At 36.5% G+C, this 19687-nt stretch carries 20 protein-coding genes; 9 read left to right on the top strand and 11 right to left on the bottom strand.

The window, feature by feature from the left end; genetic code table 11:
- Positions 1-11: 11 nt before the first annotated feature.
- The 3 genes from NHE85_RS01500 to NHE85_RS01490 are packed head-to-tail and all read left to right on the top strand — an operon-like array spanning position 12 to position 2433.
- Positions 12-542 (top strand): YceI family protein, encoded by a 531-nt coding sequence (locus NHE85_RS01500; protein WP_252809001.1) that lies wholly within the window; start codon positions 12-14, stop codon positions 540-542.
- Between the two features lie 2 nt (positions 543-544).
- Positions 545-976, top strand: a complete 432-nt coding sequence (locus tag NHE85_RS01495; protein ID WP_252808999.1) for a DoxX family protein — start codon at positions 545-547, stop codon at positions 974-976.
- Between the two features lie 47 nt (positions 977-1023).
- On the top strand, positions 1024-2433 hold the full coding sequence (locus NHE85_RS01490) for an FAD-binding oxidoreductase (RefSeq protein WP_252808997.1): 1410 nt from the start codon (positions 1024-1026) through the stop codon (positions 2431-2433).
- Between the two features lie 13 nt (positions 2434-2446).
- Here NHE85_RS01490 and NHE85_RS01485 read toward each other — a convergent pair whose 3' ends face one another.
- From NHE85_RS01485 to NHE85_RS01450, 8 genes are all read right to left on the bottom strand, one after another.
- Entirely contained in the window at positions 2447-3706 is a 1260-nt protein-coding gene (locus NHE85_RS01485; protein ID WP_252808995.1) for a sodium:proton antiporter, read from the bottom strand.
- A gap of 143 nt (positions 3707-3849) precedes the next feature.
- Positions 3850-4557 (bottom strand): hypothetical protein, encoded by a 708-nt coding sequence (locus NHE85_RS01480; RefSeq protein ID WP_252808993.1) that lies wholly within the window; start codon positions 4555-4557, stop codon positions 3850-3852.
- 188 nt (positions 4558-4745) lie between these two features.
- A complete protein-coding gene (secA, locus tag NHE85_RS01475; protein WP_252808992.1) occupies positions 4746-8102 on the bottom strand; it encodes a preprotein translocase subunit SecA in 3357 nt (1118 codons plus the stop codon).
- Positions 8103-8198: 96 nt separating this feature from the next.
- On the bottom strand, positions 8199-8420 hold the full coding sequence (locus NHE85_RS01470) for a DUF2795 domain-containing protein (RefSeq protein ID WP_002986941.1): 222 nt from the start codon (positions 8418-8420) through the stop codon (positions 8199-8201).
- 211 nt (positions 8421-8631) lie between these two features.
- Positions 8632-9204, bottom strand: coding sequence for a cob(I)yrinic acid a,c-diamide adenosyltransferase (locus NHE85_RS01465; RefSeq protein ID WP_252808991.1), 573 nt, complete (start codon positions 9202-9204; stop codon positions 8632-8634).
- Between the two features lie 34 nt (positions 9205-9238).
- A complete protein-coding gene (locus tag NHE85_RS01460) occupies positions 9239-9940 on the bottom strand; it encodes an ABC transporter ATP-binding protein (protein WP_254004404.1) in 702 nt (233 codons plus the stop codon).
- Positions 9941-10048: 108 nt separating this feature from the next.
- Positions 10049-10315, bottom strand: a complete 267-nt coding sequence (locus tag NHE85_RS01455) for a hypothetical protein (RefSeq protein WP_252808990.1) — start codon at positions 10313-10315, stop codon at positions 10049-10051.
- A gap of 106 nt (positions 10316-10421) precedes the next feature.
- The gene (locus NHE85_RS01450; protein ID WP_252808988.1) at positions 10422-10646 is read right to left on the bottom strand and encodes a DUF2188 domain-containing protein; all 225 of its coding nucleotides are present in this window, start codon (positions 10644-10646) and stop codon (positions 10422-10424) included.
- 178 nt (positions 10647-10824) lie between these two features.
- On the opposite strand from NHE85_RS01450, the gene NHE85_RS01445 reads away from it, so the two are divergent.
- The 3 genes from NHE85_RS01445 to NHE85_RS01435 all read left to right on the top strand — a co-directional run bounded on the left by NHE85_RS01445 (position 10825) and on the right by NHE85_RS01435 (position 12604).
- Complete coding sequence (locus tag NHE85_RS01445; RefSeq protein WP_252808987.1) at positions 10825-11346, top strand: DUF4833 domain-containing protein; 522 nt, start codon at positions 10825-10827, stop codon at positions 11344-11346.
- A gap of 173 nt (positions 11347-11519) precedes the next feature.
- The gene (locus tag NHE85_RS01440) at positions 11520-12191 is read left to right on the top strand and encodes a hypothetical protein (RefSeq protein ID WP_252808986.1); all 672 of its coding nucleotides are present in this window, start codon (positions 11520-11522) and stop codon (positions 12189-12191) included.
- 158 nt (positions 12192-12349) lie between these two features.
- Positions 12350-12604, top strand: a complete 255-nt coding sequence (locus NHE85_RS01435; RefSeq protein ID WP_252808985.1) for a Rho termination factor — start codon at positions 12350-12352, stop codon at positions 12602-12604.
- Here NHE85_RS01435 and NHE85_RS01430 read toward each other — a convergent pair.
- The 3 genes from NHE85_RS01430 to NHE85_RS01420 form a co-directional block, all read right to left on the bottom strand.
- Positions 12601-13179, bottom strand: a complete 579-nt coding sequence (locus tag NHE85_RS01430) for a TylF/MycF family methyltransferase (protein ID WP_252808984.1) — start codon at positions 13177-13179, stop codon at positions 12601-12603. The genes NHE85_RS01435 and NHE85_RS01430 overlap by 4 nt on opposite strands.
- Positions 13180-13246: 67 nt before the next feature.
- The gene (locus NHE85_RS01425; RefSeq protein WP_252808983.1) at positions 13247-15115 is read right to left on the bottom strand and encodes an ABC-F family ATP-binding cassette domain-containing protein; all 1869 of its coding nucleotides are present in this window, start codon (positions 15113-15115) and stop codon (positions 13247-13249) included.
- Between the two features lie 74 nt (positions 15116-15189).
- A complete protein-coding gene (locus NHE85_RS01420) occupies positions 15190-16368 on the bottom strand; it encodes a DUF1624 domain-containing protein (protein ID WP_252808982.1) in 1179 nt (392 codons plus the stop codon).
- A gap of 165 nt (positions 16369-16533) precedes the next feature.
- On the opposite strand from NHE85_RS01420, the gene NHE85_RS01415 reads away from it, so the two are divergent.
- The 3 genes from NHE85_RS01415 (at position 16534) to NHE85_RS01405 (ending at position 19667) form a co-directional block, all read left to right on the top strand.
- The gene (locus tag NHE85_RS01415) at positions 16534-16962 is read left to right on the top strand and encodes an Hsp20/alpha crystallin family protein (RefSeq protein ID WP_252808980.1); all 429 of its coding nucleotides are present in this window, start codon (positions 16534-16536) and stop codon (positions 16960-16962) included.
- A 124-nt stretch (positions 16963-17086) separates the two neighbouring features.
- Entirely contained in the window at positions 17087-18235 is a 1149-nt protein-coding gene (locus NHE85_RS01410; RefSeq protein WP_252808978.1) for a glycosyltransferase family 2 protein, read from the top strand.
- Between the two features lie 112 nt (positions 18236-18347).
- Complete coding sequence (locus tag NHE85_RS01405) at positions 18348-19667, top strand: dihydrolipoamide acetyltransferase family protein (protein WP_252808976.1); 1320 nt, start codon at positions 18348-18350, stop codon at positions 19665-19667.
- Positions 19668-19687 lie beyond the last annotated feature (20 nt).

The raw sequence follows: 19687 nt of genomic DNA, 5'->3' as shown, positions 1-19687 counted from the left end.
TCTTATATACTATGTCTACAAAAAAATGGGTTATTGATAACGCACATTCTGAAATACAATTTAAGGTAAAGCACCTTGTTATTTCTACAGTTACGGGTTCTTTTAAAGAGTTTACGGGCGAAGCAACAACTCCTGAGGATACATTTGAAGGAGGCGAAATTAATTTAACTATTAAGGCTTCCAGCATCAATACTAATAATGAGCAACGCGATGGACATCTTAGAAGTCCGGAATTTTTTGAAACAGATAAGTATCCCGATATAGTTATAAAATCTACATCTATAAAGCAGGTTAGTGATGATGACTACACTATCACAGCGGAACTTACCATGAAAGAAACAACCAAAACGGTAGAGTTTAAGGCTGAATATGGCGGACAGGCAACAGATGGTTATGGCAATACAAAACTGGGGCTTGAAGTTACAGGAGCTTTAATGCGCAAAGAATTTGGACTTAACTGGAATGCTGTAATAGAAGGCGGCGGCCTTACGGTAAGCGAAGAGGTAAAACTTGTAGCGCATCTGCAATTTATTCAACAATAATTATGTGGTTATTTGATACGTCAAGAGATAAAAAATTATACCACACCGGACTGTTGCTTTTAAGACTTGTTGTAAGTTGTTTTATGTTAACACATGGCGCCCAGAAATTTATGATGCTTTTTTCTGGTGAGCCCATAAAATTTGCTGATCCGTTTGGTTTGGGAGAAACACTTACTCTGGTGCTTGCATTTATAGCAGAGTTTGTGTGCTCAATTTTTATACTCATTGGCTTTGCAACAAGGCTTGCGGTTATTCCGCCAATCATAAATATGTTTGTGATAGTTTTTGTTGTGCATAATACCGACGGTTTTGACAGGCAGGAGTTACCCGGGCTGTATCTTGTAATATATGTTTTATTACTTATTATAGGTAGCGGTAAATATTCTGTAGATCATCTTATAAATAAAAAGTCAAGGCCTAAACTGTTTTCTTAACCACAAATTATAGTACTTTTGAAGTGTTTACACGCTTACAGAATACTATGAAAAACATAAAAATACCTCAGGAAATGATTGCTTCACTACAAAAAGTAGTAGGGCAGTCATTTCTTTTTTTAGATGAAGATACAAGGATAAAATATGGGCATGACGAAACTGAAGATTATAATTTTCCGCCATCTGTAGTAGTTAAACCCGGCAATACCCATGAAGTTTCAGAAATTATGAAACTTGCCAACAGCTATAAAATTCCTGTTGTGCCTATTGGTGGTCAAACAGGTCTTAGCGGAGGTGCGCTCAGTATTTATGGAGGTATTGGCCTTTCTATGGAACGTTTCAACAAAATAGAGATAGACGAAAAAAACCTTCAGGGTATTGTAGAGCCTGCAGTAATCACTCAGGTTTTTCGTGAGGCCGCTTTTGAAAAAGGGTTATTTTATCCGCCGGATCCAAGCAGTCAGGGGAGCTGTACCATAGGTGGTAATGTTGCCGAAAATGCCGGAGGTGCAAGGGCTTTAAAATATGGAGTTACTAAAGATTATGTTCTTAACCTTGAAGTAGTTTTGCCTTCTGGCGAAATTATATGGACAGGTGCCAATACCCTTAAAAACTCTACAGGCTATAATCTTACGCAGCTAATGGTTGGCAGTGAGGGTACACTTGGTGTTATTACAAAAATTGTAATGAAACTGCTTCCTAAAAACACCTATAATATATTAATGATGGTACCCTTTTTTAATGCGGGGCAGGCATGTGAGGCTGTTGCCGAGATATTCAGGGCTGGTATTGTGCCAAGTGCTTTAGAGTTTATGGAGCGTGATGCAATAGACTGGACATTAAAATATGTAGATGGTGTTAGTCTGGATATTAAAGAGGAAGTAGAAGCCCATCTTCTTATTGAAGTTGACGGTAATTATCCTGATATGCTTTTTGCTGAAGCAGAAAAGATAATGGGAGTTTTAGAGCAATTTAAAATTGACGAAATACTTTTTGCCGATACTGAAGATCAGAAAAATGCACTGTGGAAAATGCGTCGTGCGGTTGGTGAGGCGGTAAAATCTAATTCGGTATATAAAGAAGAAGATACTGTAGTGCCCCGTTATGAACTACCAGTCTTATTGGCGGGCATAAAAGCAGCAGGCAAAAAATACGGATTTCATTCTGTATGCTATGGGCATGCCGGCGACGGTAATCTGCACGTGAACATTATTAAAGGTGATATGTCAGATGAAAACTGGAGTACTGAAGTGCCAAAAGGAATTAGAGAGATATTTGAACTTACTGTATCATTAAAAGGTACACTATCAGGTGAACATGGTATAGGTTATGTTCAGAAAAATTATATGGATATAGCTTTTAATACTACGCAGTTACAACTGATGAAGAGTATAAAAAATATATTCGACCCTAATAATATTCTCAATCCGGGTAAGGTATTACCGGATAATTTATAATATAAAAGCGTTTCTATACAGAAACGCTTTTTGTTTTTTCTTCAGATAAAACTTTTGTTGCAAGTTTGCCTACAGTGAGTCCCTGCACTATTATAGAAAATACAACTACAAAATAAGTTATTGCTATAATAGCGTCCTTGTAAGGCCCATCATCTATAGAAAGGGCTAAGGCAATAGATACTCCTCCGCGCAAACCTCCCCAAACTAATACTTTAATAGTACCCTTGCTGAATTTTTCGCGAAACTTTATGAACTTGGTAGGCAGCCATATTGAAACATATCTCGAAAATAATACCAATACAACACAGGCAAAGCCAGGGAGCCAGTAATTGTTTATGTCTTTAACCACTAATAAATTAAATCCTATAAAAAGGAAAAGTATGGCGTTTAGTATTTCATCATTCAGTTCCCAGAACTTGTCAAGATAATCTTTTGTAATGGGCGACATTGCCCATCTTTTTTTAAAATTACCAATAATAAGTCCGGCAAAAACCATTGTTAAGGGTCCCGAAATATGTAGAGTAGAAGCAATAAGATAACCTCCCATTACTACCGATAGTGTTATAAGTACTGATACTTTGTAATCGTCAATTTTACGCATAGCACGGGATGCACCAATACCTAAAGCTACCCCTAACAGAAAACCTCCACCTGCTTCTTTTATTAATAACCATATTGCATAGCCCACAGTAGGGTCGGGGCCATCCTGGGCTAATTGCAGTATTACAGCAAACACCACAACTGCTACACCGTCATTAAAAAGAGACTCACCGGCTATTTTGGTTTCCAGCGACTTTCTTACTTTGGCTTCTTTAAGTATGCTCAGAACTGCAACAGGGTCCGTAGGGGATATTAGTGAACCAAACAGCAAACAGTACATATAAGGCAGTTTAACAGCCAAAAGCGGGAGTAATAAATAAAGTAATGATCCTACAGCAAATGTTGATATAACAACACTTACCGTAGAGAAAACCATTATAGGCAGCCTTTGTTCTTTTAAGTCTTTTAAATTAATATGAATAGCTCCTGCAAAAAGCAGAAAATTCAGCATAGCACCCATTAAGAGTTCTGTAAAATCAAAACCTTTTATTAAGGCTGATACATCATTTAAAGGATTAGGGAAAACTTTGCCAAATATTACCAGAATTATAGATACTGCCATTGCCAGTACCATAACACCAATTGTTGATGGTAATTTTAAAAATCGAACATTAAAATAGGCAAAAAAAGAAGCCAGTACTATAAGTACTGAAAGTGAATAATATAGCTCCATGGGTGTAAAAAGATATTTAAAGGTATTTTGACCCCAATAGCAACAAATATAACCAATTGCGGCATTTAATCCTACATTTCATAGAGGTTTGTAATAATAAAAGCCCTGTTTTTACAGGGCTTTTGAGTGTTTTTTAGAAAAAACTATTGTTTTTTCTTTTTCTTAGTCTGCTCATAAATAGCTGCTTTTTTAGCAGCCTGCTCATCTACCAGTTTCTGAACTCCCGTTTTTCTATTATTAATGGTTGGATTATTTTGGGTAGTAGTTTCAGGTATGTAATTTGGGTCAAGAGCATTTCTTACTGCTTCATCCAGTATATCATTTGCATAAGGACTTGAAGGATCTATAAAAGTCCAGCGGTTTCCTGTAGATTCATCTGCAATTGCAACAACAAGGAGACGGTTCTTAGCGTCAAAATTGTTTTCTGCAGTATTGTAATATACATCCTCTGTATTTAATAACTTTTTAAAGCGGTTTTCTTCATTTTGCTGATCTTTCGCTTCAATTTTCTCATTAGGAACAATTTTCATCTGAATATTATAATTGATCAGGCAGAAAAGTCCGGTTTCGCTTCTTTGTAAAGCACCATAGTCTACCGAAGGCTGTGTAGTAATCATATAAATAGTATAATCATCACCCTTCATTTTTTTTTCTATTCCGGCAATATAATCTTCTTTAGAGACCATATTAAAAATTCTTGGATAGGCTACCTCTACAAGAGCATTATATTCCTGCTGATTTGTAAGATCAGTCATTTTTGTAAAAGCCTCTTTTAAGGTGGTTTTATCCTGAGCGAATCCGCAAAGCGCTGTAGTTATAAATACTGCTAAGGTAAATAGTTTAGATTTCATGTTACGTTTAGTTTTTTTCAAATATAAGTAAATAGTACTAATATTTTTGAATGATGGTGTTAAAGCCCTAATTCTTATTTTTACCAAGATTACTTTAGATTAGGAAGATAAATTGTTGTTACAATAATAAACAAAAAATCCCCATGCTTTCACATAGGGATATTTTCCTGTAATATAATTGGTATGGACTATTCGTTAACGATTATCCATTCGCCGGTAGCTAATAGGGCCTCGGCTTTTTTAAATTTCATACTTTCAGTTTTGCCACTCATAACGTGTTTAATAGTAACATTATCGTTACGATTAATTTTTGGAGCATCCCTTACTATAGTTTCTACTGTCTGAGGGCGACTCTGGCTTTGCTGAGATACCTCACGTGCTTTAGCAGCCATTTCGTCAGTATTCATAACGTCATCTTTGCTTTCAGTATATTTTTCCTGAACAGCCTGTCTTGCTTCCTGTATATTGGCAGGGTTTTGAGAAGGAAGATCGCCTTTGAAAAGGAAAGATATAACTTCTTTATTTATGCCGTCTATAGTTTTCTTAAACAGGTTAAATGCCTCAAATTTGTAAATAAGTAATGGATCTTTTTGCTCATGCACGGCAAGCTGAACAGATTGTTTCAGTTCATCCATTTTGCGAAGGTGCTTTTTCCACGCTTCGTCTACTATGGCAAGAGTGATATTTTTTTCAAAATCATTAACAAGGGTACGGCCTTCGCTTTGATAAGCTTTTTCAAGATCGGTTACTACATTAAGTGTTTTTATACCGTCTGTAAAAGGAACAACAATACGCTCATACTGTCCGTTATTGTTCTCATAAACGTTTTTAATAACAGGGAAAGCTTCAGCGGCATTACGTTCTGTTTTCTCACTGTAATGATCAAGTACTACTTTGTAAACTTTACCTGCAAGCTCTCTTTCAGTAAGTTTAGCAAATTCGCTTTCTGTTACAGGAGAACTTATTGAGAATGTACGTATAAGTTCAAATTCAAAGTTTTTAAAGTCGTTTGTAGCTTTGTTTGTTTCAGCAATAAGCTCGGCAGTGTCATACATCATGTTAGCTAGATCTACCTTAAGCCTTTCTCCATGAAGAGCATGTTTTCTACGTTTATAAACTACTTCACGTTGTGCATTCATAACGTCATCATATTCAAGAAGACGCTTACGTACGCCAAAGTTGTTTTCTTCAACTTTTTTCTGTGCACGCTCAATAGATTTTGTCATCATAGAGTGCTGAATAACTTCGCCGTCTTTAAGGCCCATGCGGTCCATAATTTTGGCAACTCTTTCAGAACCAAATAAACGCATCAGGTTATCTTCAAGCGATACATAGAACTGAGAACTTCCCGGATCTCCCTGACGGCCTGCACGACCTCTTAGCTGACGGTCAACACGTCTTGAGTCATGGCGTTCTGTGCCTATAATTGCAAGTCCGCCGGCAGCTTTAACTTCCGGTGTAAGCTTAATATCGGTACCACGGCCTGCCATGTTTGTAGCAATTGTTACTACTCCCGGTTTACCCGCTTCTGCAACAATTTCGGCTTCTTTTTTATGTAGTTTCGCATTCAGTACATTGTGCGGAACATTTCTCATTTTAAGCATACGGCTTAAAAGTTCAGAAATTTCTACCGATGTTGTACCGATAAGTACAGGTCTTCCGGCAGCAGAAAGTGCAGATACATCTTCTATTACAGCATTGAATTTTTCACGCATTGTGCGGTAAATAAGGTCATGCTCATCTTTTCTGGCAATTGGCCTGTTTGTAGGTATTTCTACAACATCCAGCTTATATATTTCCCAAAACTCTCCGGCTTCTGTAACGGCAGTACCCGTCATACCTGCAAGTTTGCTGTACATCCTGAAATAGTTTTGCAGGGTAATAGTGGCAAATGTTTGTGTAACGGCTTCAATTTTTACATTTTCTTTAGCTTCAATAGCCTGGTGTAATCCGTCAGAATAACGTCTTCCGTCCATAATACGTCCGGTCTGCTCATCAACAATAAGCACTTTGTTATCCATAATTACATATTCTGTATCTTTTTCAAAAAGGGTATAAGCTTTAAGAAGCTGTGTTAACGTATGGATACGCTCGCTCTTAATTGAGAAGTCTTTAAATAATTCTTCTTTTACTTCAGCTTCTTCCTCTTTAGAAAGTTTTTTCTTTTCTATAGCGGCAATCTCGGTGCCGATATCAGGAAGTACAAAGAACTGGCTGTCCGTATCTTTAGAAAGAAACTGAATACCATTATCTGTAAGCTCTACCTGATTGTTTTTTTCTTCTATAACAAAGTAAAGGGCTTCGTCAACCTTGTGCATATCACGATTGTTGTCTGCCATATACTGATTTTCAGTTTTTTGAAGTAAAGCTTTTACACCTTCTTCACTTAAAAACTTAATAAGCGCCTTGTTTTTTGGTAATCCCCTGTAAACGCGAAGCAGTAAGAAACCGCCTTCTTTAGTGTTGCCTTCGCGGATAAGTTTTTTAGCTTCAGCTAAAACTCCGTTAAGCAGCGTTCTCTGCATGTTTACAAGGTTATCAATTTTTGGTTTAAGCTCTGTAAATTCATGACGGTCTCCCTGAGGTACAGGTCCGGAAATAATAAGCGGTGTACGGGCATCATCTACCAATACCGAGTCAACCTCATCTACAATAGCAAAATTGTGTTTGCGCTGAACAAGCTCACCTGGCGAATGTGCCATGTTATCTCTCAGGTAGTCAAAACCAAATTCGTTGTTAGTTCCATAAGTAATATCTGCTGCATAGGCTTTCCTGCGGGCATCAGAATTTGGCTGGTGGTTATCTATACAATCTACACTAAGTCCGTGGAACTCAAATAGAGGAGCTTTCCATGAGCTATCCCTTTTTGCAAGGTAATCATTTACAGTTACCAGGTGTACACCGTTACCTGTTAAAGCATTAAGATAAAGAGGCAGTGTAGCCACAAGCGTTTTACCTTCACCGGTCTGCATTTCAGCAATTTTACCCTGATGTAGTACAATACCACCAATAAGCTGTACATCATAATGAATCATGTCCCAGGTAATTTCTTTCCCTGCTGCATTCCACGAGTTAGCCCAGATAGCTTTATCGCCTTCTATGGTGATATAAGGTTTAGTAGCCGAAAACTCCATATCTTTAGGAGTTGCGGTTACTGTTACAGATGTATTTTCTTTAAAGCGGCGTGCAGTTTCCTTAACTACGGCAAATGCTTCAGGCAAAATATCCATCAATGTTTTTTCCGATATCTCATAGGCCTCTTTTTCAAGGGCGTCTATAGACGCATAGATATCTTCACGGGCATCTATATCCTCAATTTTTTCAACCTCCTGCAGGTAAGATGCTATTTTGGCATCTTTTTCAGCACGGGCCTTACGGATAGTGTCTTTGAAATATATTGTTTTTTCCCTTAGCTCGTCATGGCTAAGCTGTGCCAAAGCGCTTTCGTAAGACTTGATCTTATTGATCAGGGGCTGCATTGCCTTTACGTCTTTTTGCGACTTATCGCCTACAAAGGCTTTAAGAATGCTGTTTATTAAACTCATTATTTTGTAATTACTTATTTTTAACTGTAATAGGTTACAAATTTAACAAAAAAAAAAGCCTCGTGCAGAGACTTTTCAATTGAATTTTATCTTTTCCTAGTATTCATCCTCGTTCCAAAGATAGTCTTCGTCCGTTGGATAATCTGGCCATATTTCTTCCATCGATTCATAGATTTCACCTTCGTCTTCAATGGATTGCAGGTTTTCTACTACCTCAAGAGGAGCACCGGTCCTGATGGCATAATCAATTAGCTCATCTTTGGTGGCAGGCCACGGAGCATCACTTAAATAGGATGCTAATTCTAATGTCCAATACATCTTCTAAACGATTAAAGTTTATGCAAAAATAAATTTTCTACTGAAATTGTCAAGTAAAAATTGGTTTATTTTATTTAAAAAATTAAGAACGTGTTTTTTGGCTCACTGTTTAGTGTTTACAACCCACTGTTTTAGGTGTGCAGACCTTACTATTTATCTTTTCACCAAAGTGGTTTTTGATTGTTGTAAACTGAAAATCATAAACTGTAATTTACAGCTTTTCCGGAATCCATTTTACTTCATCAGCCTGCAGGTCATGCGACAACTTTCGTGCCAATACAAAAAGGTAGTCAGAAAGTCGGTTAAGGTAGGTTAAAACCATCTCATCAGTAGGTTCAAGCTCATGCAAATGCACAGAAAGGCGTTCTGCACGACGGCAGACACATCTTGCAATGTGACAGTATGACACCGTTGTATGTCCGCCAGGCAATACAAAATGTGTCATTGGCGGAAGTTCAGTTTCCATGCTGTCAATCTCGTTTTCAAGAAGTTCTACATCGCTTTCAGAAATTTTGGGAATATTAAGCCGGTCTTTGCCGTTCTTTAAAACAGCTTTATCAGGTGCTGTTGCCAATATGGCACCTAAAGTAAACAGCCTGTCCTGTATTCTCTCAAGTATTTTCTTGTAATTAGGGTTTATATCCTGATCGCGTATTAATCCTATGTGGGAATTAAGCTCATCAACAGTGCCGTAACTTTCTATTCGAATATGGTGTTTTGGTACGCGTGTACCGCCAAAAAGGGCAGTGGTACCTTTATCACCTGTTTTTGTATATACTTTCATTTATTTGAGTTTACTGTTTACTGTAAAGCGTAAACTAGATATGCGGATTAGGATTTATATTATCACTTTCTATTATACCATCGCGCAGTCTTATTACCCTGTGGGCGTAAGCAGCAATATCCTCTTCGTGGGTAACAAGTATTACAGTATTGCCATTAGCGTGTATAGCATTAAAAAGCTTCATTATTTCTACCGATGTTTTACTGTCAAGGTTACCTGTAGGCTCATCGGCAAGAATTATAGAAGGATGGTTTACCAAGGCGCGTGCTACAGCAACTCTTTGGCGTTGCCCTCCCGAAAGCTGGTTCGGTTTGTGATCCATACGGTCTTCCAGCCCTACCTGTGTGAGTACATTGGTGGCGCGCTCATTTCGTTCGGCTTTTTTAAAGCCTGCATAAACCATTGGTAAAGCAACATTGTCAAGCGCTGTAGTACGCGGAAGCAGGTTAAACGTCTGGAAAACGAAACCTATTTCTTTATTACGTATGGTAGCCAGTTCATCGTCTGCCATACGGCTTACGTCTTTTCCATTAAGTATATAACTGCCGCCTGTGGGGGTGTCAAGACAGCCAAGAATGTTCATCAGGGTACTCTTGCCAGATCCTGAAGGCCCCATAAGGGCTACATATTCTCCTTTATTTATATTTAGATCTATACCTTTAAGTACTTTAACGATCTCGCTGCCAAGCGGAAAATCGCGGGTAATGTTTTTAATTTCGATTATTGGTTCTGACATTGAATGATGATTTGAGCCCTAAAAGTAGTGATTTTTTTTATTTTTAAAGAGGAGATAAAGCCTAAGTGTGGCTGTTAAACATCATTATAAATGAATATAGAAAGATCTTTATATAAATAGTGAAGCTATAAAACATGCAGTGCTGATTAAAGCGCCGCCTCCTGCAAGAATTATAAGATTACGGGCTTTTTCAATAGATTGTCCTTTCTTTTTATCGTTTCTTAATTTTTGTATTGCAAAATACAGCATGCAGGAACCGAATATAGATGTTATCCAACTGAATTTTAAAGGATTTGTTATTATTACAAACATGCTAAAAGAAAATAATATAGCTGTTATCTGGATTCCTTTATCATAAATGGATTTTGTTTGCATAATAACTTTTTTACAAAGATGCCGAAAAATAAGTTATTATTCAAATTGATATTGTAGGGTTTATTTTGAAGTATAAAATATAAAACCGCCTTTAAGCGGTTTTATATTAGCTTTTAGAAGCACTTCTTGGGAAGTTTTGTTCTTCCTGTATACTGCCGTCTGCCTTGTGAATTATCACAGAGCATCTGCTGTGGCATTTTGCCATAGCTACTGTTCTCTTTATTACATCCTGTTTGTGGATACCTGTTACAGGAGCATGTCCTGAATTTTCCATTACGCCTTTCCATCCATCGCGGCCATTGCGTATTACGTGATATACCCTGCGTACCATAATTAAGGTTTTTTAGTTAGATGTTTTAAAATTACAAAGGGGAATAATGCAAGAGTATTAACGGATTGCTAATTAACACATTGAAGTGGAGAAATTATATATTAAAATTGTAAAATATAACGTTTTCGTAACATCGTAAGTAAAAAATCATTACATTTAAATTACATTCCAAAAGCTTATGAAAAGACATGTATTCTTTATTCTGTTTTTGATTTCAGTACTGGAAATTTCTGCACAGGAGGGTTATCCTGTACCGCCTAATTCTCCGCACAGGCTTTTTTATATTCAGCATGCAAATAATCATAATACCTATGTTTATGAAGCTAATTTTTTATCCGGTAAAAACCTTAGTGATGATGAACCTATAAAAATTCATCGTATAAATTATAAAAAGGGAGGGATAAAAGAAGAGTTAAGTAATTTGCAGCGTAGAATGGCTTATGGAATATCATTTGTAAAAACTGCTGCTAATACTTTTGATTTTACACTTGCTGCCTATCCTGCTAAAAAACTTGTTTTAAAAGTAAGTAATGATGCTATTCCTTACGTAACTGTATTTATTAATGGAAAAAAAATTATCCTGCGCAGAATGTTCCTTTTTTGTAATAAGCTGGGTACAGGTGTTTCATCTATTAACTTTTACGGCAAAGACGCCGCTACCGGAAGAGAAGTTACCGAAAACTTTGAGGTAGATAATTAAATCTTTTATTTGATGCTTTTTGTATTTCTTAAATTGTTAAGGAATACTTAATGATTCATAATGTATAGTTAATTGTATTAAAGTATTCTTAATAAATTAATAGTTATTTTGAAATGTGCTCAAGGTTGGGCTAATTTTATCTCATCAAAGTAACATTTAATACAAAAACAACCATGAAAAGATTCAATTTAGCTTTAGGCGCTGTCCTTATAGCAGCAGGTTTAACATCTTGCAAAGACGAGAAAAAAGAAATGGCAAACAACCATGTAGATCATTATGTTGTGTTCGTAGATTCAGTTAATAATCTGGATGCTGCAGAAAGATCTGCTAACTGGGCTGCAATTGAAGCAGAATATCAGCAGAGAATTGCAGAAGCAGAAGCAGCTTTAAATGACCTGAACAATGATGCAGAAGCTCAAAAAAGGATTGACGAAAGCAAATCTAAATATGAGGGTGTAAAAATGCAGGCTGAAAATGATGCAAAAGCAAGTATGGAAAGCACCGGAACGGGTATGGCAGATATGCTGTTTGGACCTGGAAATGTTGTAGGAGATGATATGACGTTTTCATGGGTAAACAAAGACAACATTTTAAGTGTATACCAAAAGTTTTACGAAACTTTTGATGCTAACAAAGATACTTACTCAAGACAGGATCTTGATAAAATTAAAGCTTGGTATGAGGCACTTGATGCACGTAAAAATACTGTAGAAAAAGAAGGCCTTAGCAGCGAGGATAATGGTAAAATTGCCTCTCTTAAACTTAAATTTGCTCCTAAATTTAAATGGGAACGTATGACTGCTAAGAGTGATGAAAATCAAGAAGCTAAAGAAAAAGCAAACTAATAAAAAGATAAGGTTTTTTATATAAATTTGTGTGAGAAGGTGTACTTAGGTACACCTTTTTTTATGAAACCATTTATTTATATTTAACTGGCAGTTAACGCATTACTTGCCGCGTTGTTGGTAATTTAGTGGTGTTGAACCAATTAAATTTTACTATTATGCCAGGAAGAAAATCACCAGGGCCACAGGTAAAAGATAAAGACCAGTATGAGGCTCTTAGAGACAAAGGCTACAGCAAACAAAAGTCTGCCAGGATAGCCAACAGCAAAGGTGCTGAACACCGCGGCGGTAAAGCCGGTAAATATGAAGACCGCACAAAGCAAAGCCTTTATGAAGAAGCTAAGAAAGTGGGAATTGAAGGACGTTCTAAAATGACTAAAGCCGAGTTGGCAAAAGCTTTGCGAAACAATTAGCCTAGTAACCCCCAAAGTTTTTTTATGCCCAGTAGAGCATCTAAAAATTTTGAAGTTGAAGTGCGGATTATAAAATGCTGTTTTGCCTGCCCACGCCTGAAAAACACAAGACCTGAATGATACGTATCAATAGTTACTGTAACATTTGGGTCTTTCTTTATGTCATCCCATGCTTTTTCCATTTGTGCAGAAGAATGAATATTCCCTATTATACATACTGTAGTGTCGCTAACGTTTGGTAATAGTTGTGCTAATGACTTCTGTATTGATTCGCTGTTATTGCCTGACAGATACGCGAGGTCTATAGTTCCGGGGATAGGTGCATTTGGTGAAAAAAACCATATTTTGGCATTTTGTTCCTTTCCGGCTTCCTGTATTATTTCTGTTGCAGCAATAGCATTATCTCCTAATACAATAAGTTTGTAGGCTTTAAAGTAAAAGATGGTTTTATATAGTGTTTTTAATATTTCGTAATTTAAACCTGTGTTGCCAAAATCATATTTGCGTTTCTTTATTATATTATACCTGTTATATAAACCCTGTTCGGCAAAAGCAAATATAAAAGGAGAATGCAAGCCGTGTAAATTAACGGATTTCCAAAGAAACTGTGTATATGATAATGGTTTCAAAATTTAAACTTTATTACTCTTCCATTTTGGCGCTAAGTTCAAACCAGCGCTCTGTTTTTTCATCTAACTTTTTTAGTATAATTTCAAGGTCGGCAGCTTTTTTAGCAATATCCCCATCTGCAACATTGCCATCTGAAAATTGCTTTTCAATATCTTCTTTGTCACGCTCCAGGTCTTTTATTTCTTTTTCAATTTTCTGAAACTCTTTTTGTTCATTGAAGGTAAGGCCGGCTTTTACATTATTTTGTTTCCATGCTTTTTTGTTATCGCCTACAGGTTTTAAGTCTTCTTTTGCAGGCTCGGCGCTATCTTCGTAAGCCCTGAAATCACTGTAGTTGCCGGGGAAATCTTCAATAACTCCATCTCCTCTGAATACGAACAGGTGATCTACAATTTTATCCATAAAATACCTGTCGTGAGATACCACTATAAGGCAGCCCGGATAATCAAGCAGAAAACTTTCCAGAACATTTAATGTAACAATATCAAGGTCATTGGTAGGTTCATCAAGAATAAGAAAGTTAGGATTTTGAATAAGAACCGTGCATAGGTATAGTCTTTTTAATTCGCCGCCGCTTAATTTTTCAACAAAGTCATACTGCTTTTTACGGTCAAAAAGGAATTTTTCCAGTAACTGCGATGCTGAAATTGTTCTGCCTTTTGCAAGCGGAATATATTCGCCAAATTCTTTAATAATGTCTATAACCTTTTGTTCAGGTTTTGGGTTAATACCGCTTTGGGTATAATAACCTATTTTAATGGTTTCGCCTGTTACAACTTTACCACTATCCGGCTGAAGGGTTTGAGTAATAAGATTAAGGAATGTGGATTTTCCTGTTCCGTTTTTACCAATAATACCTATACGTTCACCTTTCTTAAAATTGAAACTAAAGTTTTCAAGTATGGTTTTATCGGCAAATTTTTTAGATATGTTGTGCAGCTCTACAATCTTGCTGCCCATGCGTTCCATGTTTATTTCCAGTTCTACCTGGTGATCTTTACGGCGGCTATGTGCTTTTTCCTGAATTACATAAAAATCGTCCTGACGTGATTTAGACTTTGTGGTACGTGCTTTTGGCTGGCGGCGCATCCAGTCTAATTCTTTCACATAAAGATTTTTTGCCTTATCAATACTTGCGTTTTCCGCAGCTATACGCTCTTCCTTTTTTTGAAGATAATAAGAGTAGTTGCCTTTGTATTGGTATAGTTTACCGTTTTCAAGTTCTATGATCTCATTACAAACACGCTCTAAAAAGAAACGGTCGTGAGTAACCATAAAAAGGGTCATGTTTTCTTTAGCAAAATAATTCTCCAGCCATTCTATCATTTCCAGGTCAAGGTGGTTGGTAGGCTCATCGAGTATTAAAAGATCAGGCTTGCTGATAAGGATGATAGCGAGGGCAACACGTTTTTTTTGTCCACCGCTGAGATTTTTAATCTTCAGCTTCATATCTTCCAGCTTCAGCTTAAAAAGTATCTGTTTGTATTGAGTTTCAAAATCCCATGCATTGTGCATATCCATGCGTTCAAAAGCTTTTTGGTAAGCTTCTTCATCATCAGGATTTTCAAGTGCTTTTTCGTACTGTTCAATTACTTTCAGTATTTCATTGTCAGATGCAAAAATGCTTTCTTCTATTGTTAGTTCAGGATCAAGATTGGGTTCCTGAGAAAGAAAAGCCATTTTTATTTCTTTACGAATAACTATCTGTCCGGTATCCGGCATGTCTTCACCGTTAATGATTTTAAGTATGCTGGTTTTTCCTGTACCATTTTTGGCTACAAAAGCTATTTTCTGGTCTTTGTTTATACCGAATGATATGTTTTCGAAAAGTGTACGTTCACCAAACGATTTAGAGATGTTTTCTACTGAAAGATAATTCACTGTGGCTTATTTTTTTGCAAAAGTAAACTTTTTGTTTCAGGTTTCAAGTTTCAGGCAGTTTTACGTTTAATGCCTTAAATATAACTGAGCCACCATTTTTTATGAGTGGTTTTATAATTGTTATACCAACGGCTTGGAAAATAACATAATATTAAAACAAATAGCCATATAATGTAAACAATTCCTAATGAAAAGCCGAAGTTTTCTTTCGGCCTGAAACCAAAAGCCATGTTTAGTTTGTAGTTATCCATAAGTGAATAACCCTCTGCAAAAAATAGAAATACACATAATATATGTATAATGTAAATGTGTATGATGTAGTAAAAGAAAGGTACGCGGCCGAATATATTGAATATTGCTGTAAAACGGTTGCGTAAATTCTCTATAAGTGCCAATGCAATTAGTGCAGGGCCCAATGTCATACAAGCATACATTAGTGATGGTGGATATTTTGTTACATTCAGGAAAGATAATACTGTATAGGTAAAATTATGCTGTTCCTGCCATGGGGCAGGATCGCCATAACTATTTGCAAACCGCAGGCAGATAAATAAAAGTAATAACATGCTTCCTGAAAAGATAAGTAGTTTTTTTCTTGTTTCCGGTTTTATCTCGGTTTTATACCATCTTCCGGCTGCATATCCCAGCAACATAATGCTTGTCCAGGGCAATATGGCGTAGGCTGTCATAAAATGGACGCTTCCTAAAGCGTAAGATTCAAATTTTGTAATGAGAAATAAATTAGCAAGTATATCTAAGCTATCGTTAGTTATTGTTACATAGTCCATTATATTATGGCAAAGTGTAATAAGAATTCCTATTACTAAAAGTATCCGGTATCTGAAAAATATAAGTGCTGATAAAATTACCATACTGCATCCTATTGCCCATATAACCTGGAGAAAAAAGAAGTTAAAGGAGATGTCAAAACTCCAGCCTAAGCCAACAAAGGTAATTTCGGCAATCATAAGCCATAATCCCCTTGTAAATAGAAACCAAGAGAGTTCTTTTTTAGTTTTCCTTAAACTTTGCAGATAAATTGAAGTGCCTGATAAAAATACAAATGTAGGAGCACAAAAATGGGTTATCCATCTTGTGAAGAATAATATCGGGGTTGTGGTTTCCAAATCGGTTGGGCTTTGCGACATGGCGTCAATATGAAAGTAATCGCGCGTATGGTCGAGTGCCATTAAGGCCATTATAAATCCACGCAATACATCTATAGATTGAATTCTTTGTTTTACAGCGTTCACTTATTGGTTTGTTTTGGTAGGATAAATATATACTTAATTCAGACTCAAAATTAAAAAGTGTCAAAAAGTCATTATAAGTGTCATTTTGTCTGTGTTTTTTAAAGTGGAATAAAACTTGACTATTACATATTAAATATTTGAAATAAACATAAAAAAATAAAGATCATGAATGTAGTAAAAAGAAACAGTACAAACGGATTTCCATTAGTTATGGATCAGTTTTTTAAAGACATCTTAGGTGGAACAGAATATAATAAAACTGCTATTCCTCCGGTAAATGTAAAAGAAACAGATACTGCTTTTTCTCTTGAAATTATTGCTCCGGGATTAAAAAAAGAAAACTTTAATATTGAAGTTGAGAAGGAGCTGCTGACTATTTCATCTGAAATTAAAGAAGAAAAATCAGAAGAACAGGAAGGTAAATTTATGAGAAGGGAATTTCGTGCAGCATCATTTAAAAGGTCGTTCAAGCTGCCCGAAAACGTAAAATCTGAAGATATTAATGCTGCTTATCAGGATGGTATACTTGTTTTAAATCTGCCTAAAAAAGAAGAAGAATTGCCACAGGCAAAAAGATTAATAGAGATTTCATAATAATGATTGGATTTGGTTAGTTGGTTAAAGCGCCCTTTACAAGGGCGCTTTTTTTGTTTTATAACAAGCTAAATTGCTGTCGCGAGTAATTTCATAATTATTAAATTCTTATATCTTTGCCTCCATGCAGTTGTCAGTAATTATACTTAATTATAATGTCCGTTATTTTTTAGAGCAGTGTGTGCTTAGCGTACAGCAGGCTATAAAAGGCATTGATGCAGAAATAATAGTTGTAGATAATAATTCGCCTGATGATAGCTGTGCTATGATGAGGGAGCGTTTTCCTGAAGTAACTCTTATAGCTAATAAAGATAATCCTGGTTTTCCAAAAGGGAATAATATAGGAGTCGATGCTGCAAAGGGAGAATATGTTTGTATATTAAATCCTGATACTGTTGTTGCAGAAGATACTTTTGAAAAAGTTCTTACTTTTATTAATGCACAAAAAGATTTTGGTATAGCGGGTGTAAAACTTGTAGATGGGAGGGGTTTCTTTTTACCCGAAAGTAAAAGAGGAGTGCCAACACCATGGGTAGCATTTACTAAGATAGGAGGCTTATATAAATTATTGCCGCGCAAGGAAATATTTAATCGTTATTATGCACAGCATATTACGGAAGACCAAACCGGGAAAGTTGATATACTGGTTGGGGCTTTTATGATTATGAAACGTGAACTTTATCTGGAAGTGGGAGGGTTTGATGAAGACTGTTTTATGTATAGTGATGATGTAGATTTATCATACACAGTGCTTAAAAAAGGGCTTCATAATTATTACTTTGCAGGAACTTCAGTAATGCATTATAAAGGAGAAAGTACTGTGAAAGACGGTGCTTATATGAAGCGTTTTAGGGAAGCCATGCAGTTTTTTTATCAAAAGCATTTTAAGCGTTCTCCACAATTTGAACTGCTTATGAAAATTGGTGCTTTCTTTTTTGCGATAGCTAAAAAAAATAAAACAGCCCCATTATACATTCCTCAACATTATATTTTAATTTCGAAGAATGAGAAGCTTAGGAAGGCACTTCAGTATAAATTGGGAAAATCGGTAATACGTACTGAACTGATTGAAAAGGTGCTTGCCTTTAAAAATAAAAAAGCTGAGATAGTATTTGATAATGAGATGTTAAGTTTTAAAGACTGCATTGCTTTTATTGAAGAGCACAAAAATAGTGGATTTACTTTTAAAATACGCCCTGCAGACTCGAAATTTATAATAGGCAGTAATAGTAGTAATGACAGGGGGGAAGTAATACTGCTTGATGAAATTTGATAGTAAGAAAAAACGATATAGTAGTTGAATAATTATACTAAAAACGGTATCGGGTTGTTTTTTTTATTAAATTCGCAAGCTGAAATAGTAATTTTACCTTTAGGTTAACAATATGGCAAAATTTGAACTAAAATTACCCAAAATGGGTGAGAGCGTTGCAGAGGCAACAATAACAAATTGGTTAAAAAATGTTGGCGATCATATTGCAGCTGATGAAGCTGTGCTTGAAATCGCTACAGATAAAGTGGATTCTGAAGTGCCATCGGAGGTTTCAGGAACACTTACAGAAGTACTTTTCCAGGTTAATGATGTGGTTCAGGTAGGGCAAACTATTGCCTATATTGAAACTGAAGGTGGAGTCGTTGTAGATGCTCCTGCTGAAAAAACTACCGCAGCTAATGTTGAAGTGATAGAAAAATCAGTGCAAGCAGCCGCAGCTACCGTTGCAGCGCCTGTAGATTTTTCTAATACCGAAAAATTCTATTCACCATTAGTGAAAAACATAGCAAAAGAAGAAGGTATATCTCTTGCTGAACTTGAAGCGATTAATGGTTCAGGTAAAGAAGGCAGGGTAACTAAAAATGATATACTTGATTATATTAGAACACGCGGAAGCCAACCAGCTCAACAACCGGCAGCAGTAACACAAGCTGCTCCTGTTCAGCAGCCGACAGCCAACAACCAGCCAGCAGCAGCTAAAGCAGCTCCGGTTTCTGTTAACGGTGGTGATGAGATTGTTGAAATGGACCGTATGCGCAAGCTTATTTCGGGTTACATGGTACAGTCTGTTCAAACATCAGCACACGTGCAGTCTTTTATTGAGGTAGATGTTACCAATATTGTAAAATGGAGAGATAAGGTTAAAGGTGCATTTGAGAAACGCGAAGGAGAAAAGCTTACTTTTACTCCGATATTTATGGAAGCTGTAGCAAAAGCGTTGAAAGACTTCCCAGGAATGAATATATCTGTTGATGGGGACTATATCATCAAAAAGAAAAATATAAACCTTGGTATGGCAGCGGCATTGCCAAATGGTAACTTAATTGTTCCGGTGATTAAAAATGCAGATCAGCTTAACCTTGTAGGTATGGCTAAGGCAGTTAATGACCTTGGTAATCGTGCAAAAGCAGGTAAACTTAAACCGGACGATACTCAGGGTGGTACTTATACTGTAACGAATGTAGGTACTTTTGGCAGTGTGTTTGGTACACCAATCATCAATCAGCCGCAAGTAGGTATCCTTGCACTAGGAGCTATCCGAAAAGTGCCTGCGGTTATAGAAACACCAGATGGAGATTTTATTGGCATCCGCCAGAAAATGTTCCTTTCACATAGCTATGACCACCGTGTGGTAGATGGCGCCCTTGGAGGATCATTTGTTAAACGCGTTGCAGACTACCTTGAAGCATTTGATGTAAATAGGGATTATTAAGAAACAGCACACGATAATAA

The organism is Flavobacterium sp. NRK1 (genome assembly GCF_024054175.1).
GTDB lineage: Bacteria > Bacteroidota > Bacteroidia > Flavobacteriales > Flavobacteriaceae > Flavobacterium.
This window is presented reverse-complemented; position numbering and strand designations above follow the sequence as displayed.

Coding starts and splice junctions, on each gene's coding strand:
- NHE85_RS01495 (WP_252808999.1), top strand. CDS start 545: ATGTGGTTATTTGATACGTCAAGAGATAAAAAATTATACCACACCGGA.
- NHE85_RS01485 (WP_252808995.1), bottom strand. CDS start 3,706: ATGGAGCTATATTATTCACTTTCAGTACTTATAGTACTGGCTTCTTTT.
- NHE85_RS01415 (WP_252808980.1), top strand. CDS start 16,534: ATGAATGTAGTAAAAAGAAACAGTACAAACGGATTTCCATTAGTTATG.
- NHE85_RS01500 (WP_252809001.1), top strand. CDS start 12: ATGTCTACAAAAAAATGGGTTATTGATAACGCACATTCTGAAATACAA.
- NHE85_RS01470 (WP_002986941.1), bottom strand. CDS start 8,420: ATGTATTGGACATTAGAATTAGCATCCTATTTAAGTGATGCTCCGTGG.
- NHE85_RS01465 (WP_252808991.1), bottom strand. CDS start 9,204: ATGAAAGTATATACAAAAACAGGTGATAAAGGTACCACTGCCCTTTTT.
- NHE85_RS01405 (WP_252808976.1), top strand. CDS start 18,348: ATGGCAAAATTTGAACTAAAATTACCCAAAATGGGTGAGAGCGTTGCA.
- NHE85_RS01480 (WP_252808993.1), bottom strand. CDS start 4,557: ATGAAATCTAAACTATTTACCTTAGCAGTATTTATAACTACAGCGCTT.
- NHE85_RS01440 (WP_252808986.1), top strand. CDS start 11,520: ATGAAAAGATTCAATTTAGCTTTAGGCGCTGTCCTTATAGCAGCAGGT.
- secA (WP_252808992.1), bottom strand. CDS start 8,102: ATGAGTTTAATAAACAGCATTCTTAAAGCCTTTGTAGGCGATAAGTCG.
- NHE85_RS01410 (WP_252808978.1), top strand. CDS start 17,087: ATGCAGTTGTCAGTAATTATACTTAATTATAATGTCCGTTATTTTTTA.
- NHE85_RS01455 (WP_252808990.1), bottom strand. CDS start 10,315: ATGCAAACAAAATCCATTTATGATAAAGGAATCCAGATAACAGCTATA.
- NHE85_RS01450 (WP_252808988.1), bottom strand. CDS start 10,646: ATGGTACGCAGGGTATATCACGTAATACGCAATGGCCGCGATGGATGG.
- NHE85_RS01435 (WP_252808985.1), top strand. CDS start 12,350: ATGCCAGGAAGAAAATCACCAGGGCCACAGGTAAAAGATAAAGACCAG.
- NHE85_RS01460 (WP_254004404.1), bottom strand. CDS start 9,940: ATGTCAGAACCAATAATCGAAATTAAAAACATTACCCGCGATTTTCCG.
- NHE85_RS01490 (WP_252808997.1), top strand. CDS start 1,024: ATGAAAAACATAAAAATACCTCAGGAAATGATTGCTTCACTACAAAAA.
- NHE85_RS01445 (WP_252808987.1), top strand. CDS start 10,825: ATGAAAAGACATGTATTCTTTATTCTGTTTTTGATTTCAGTACTGGAA.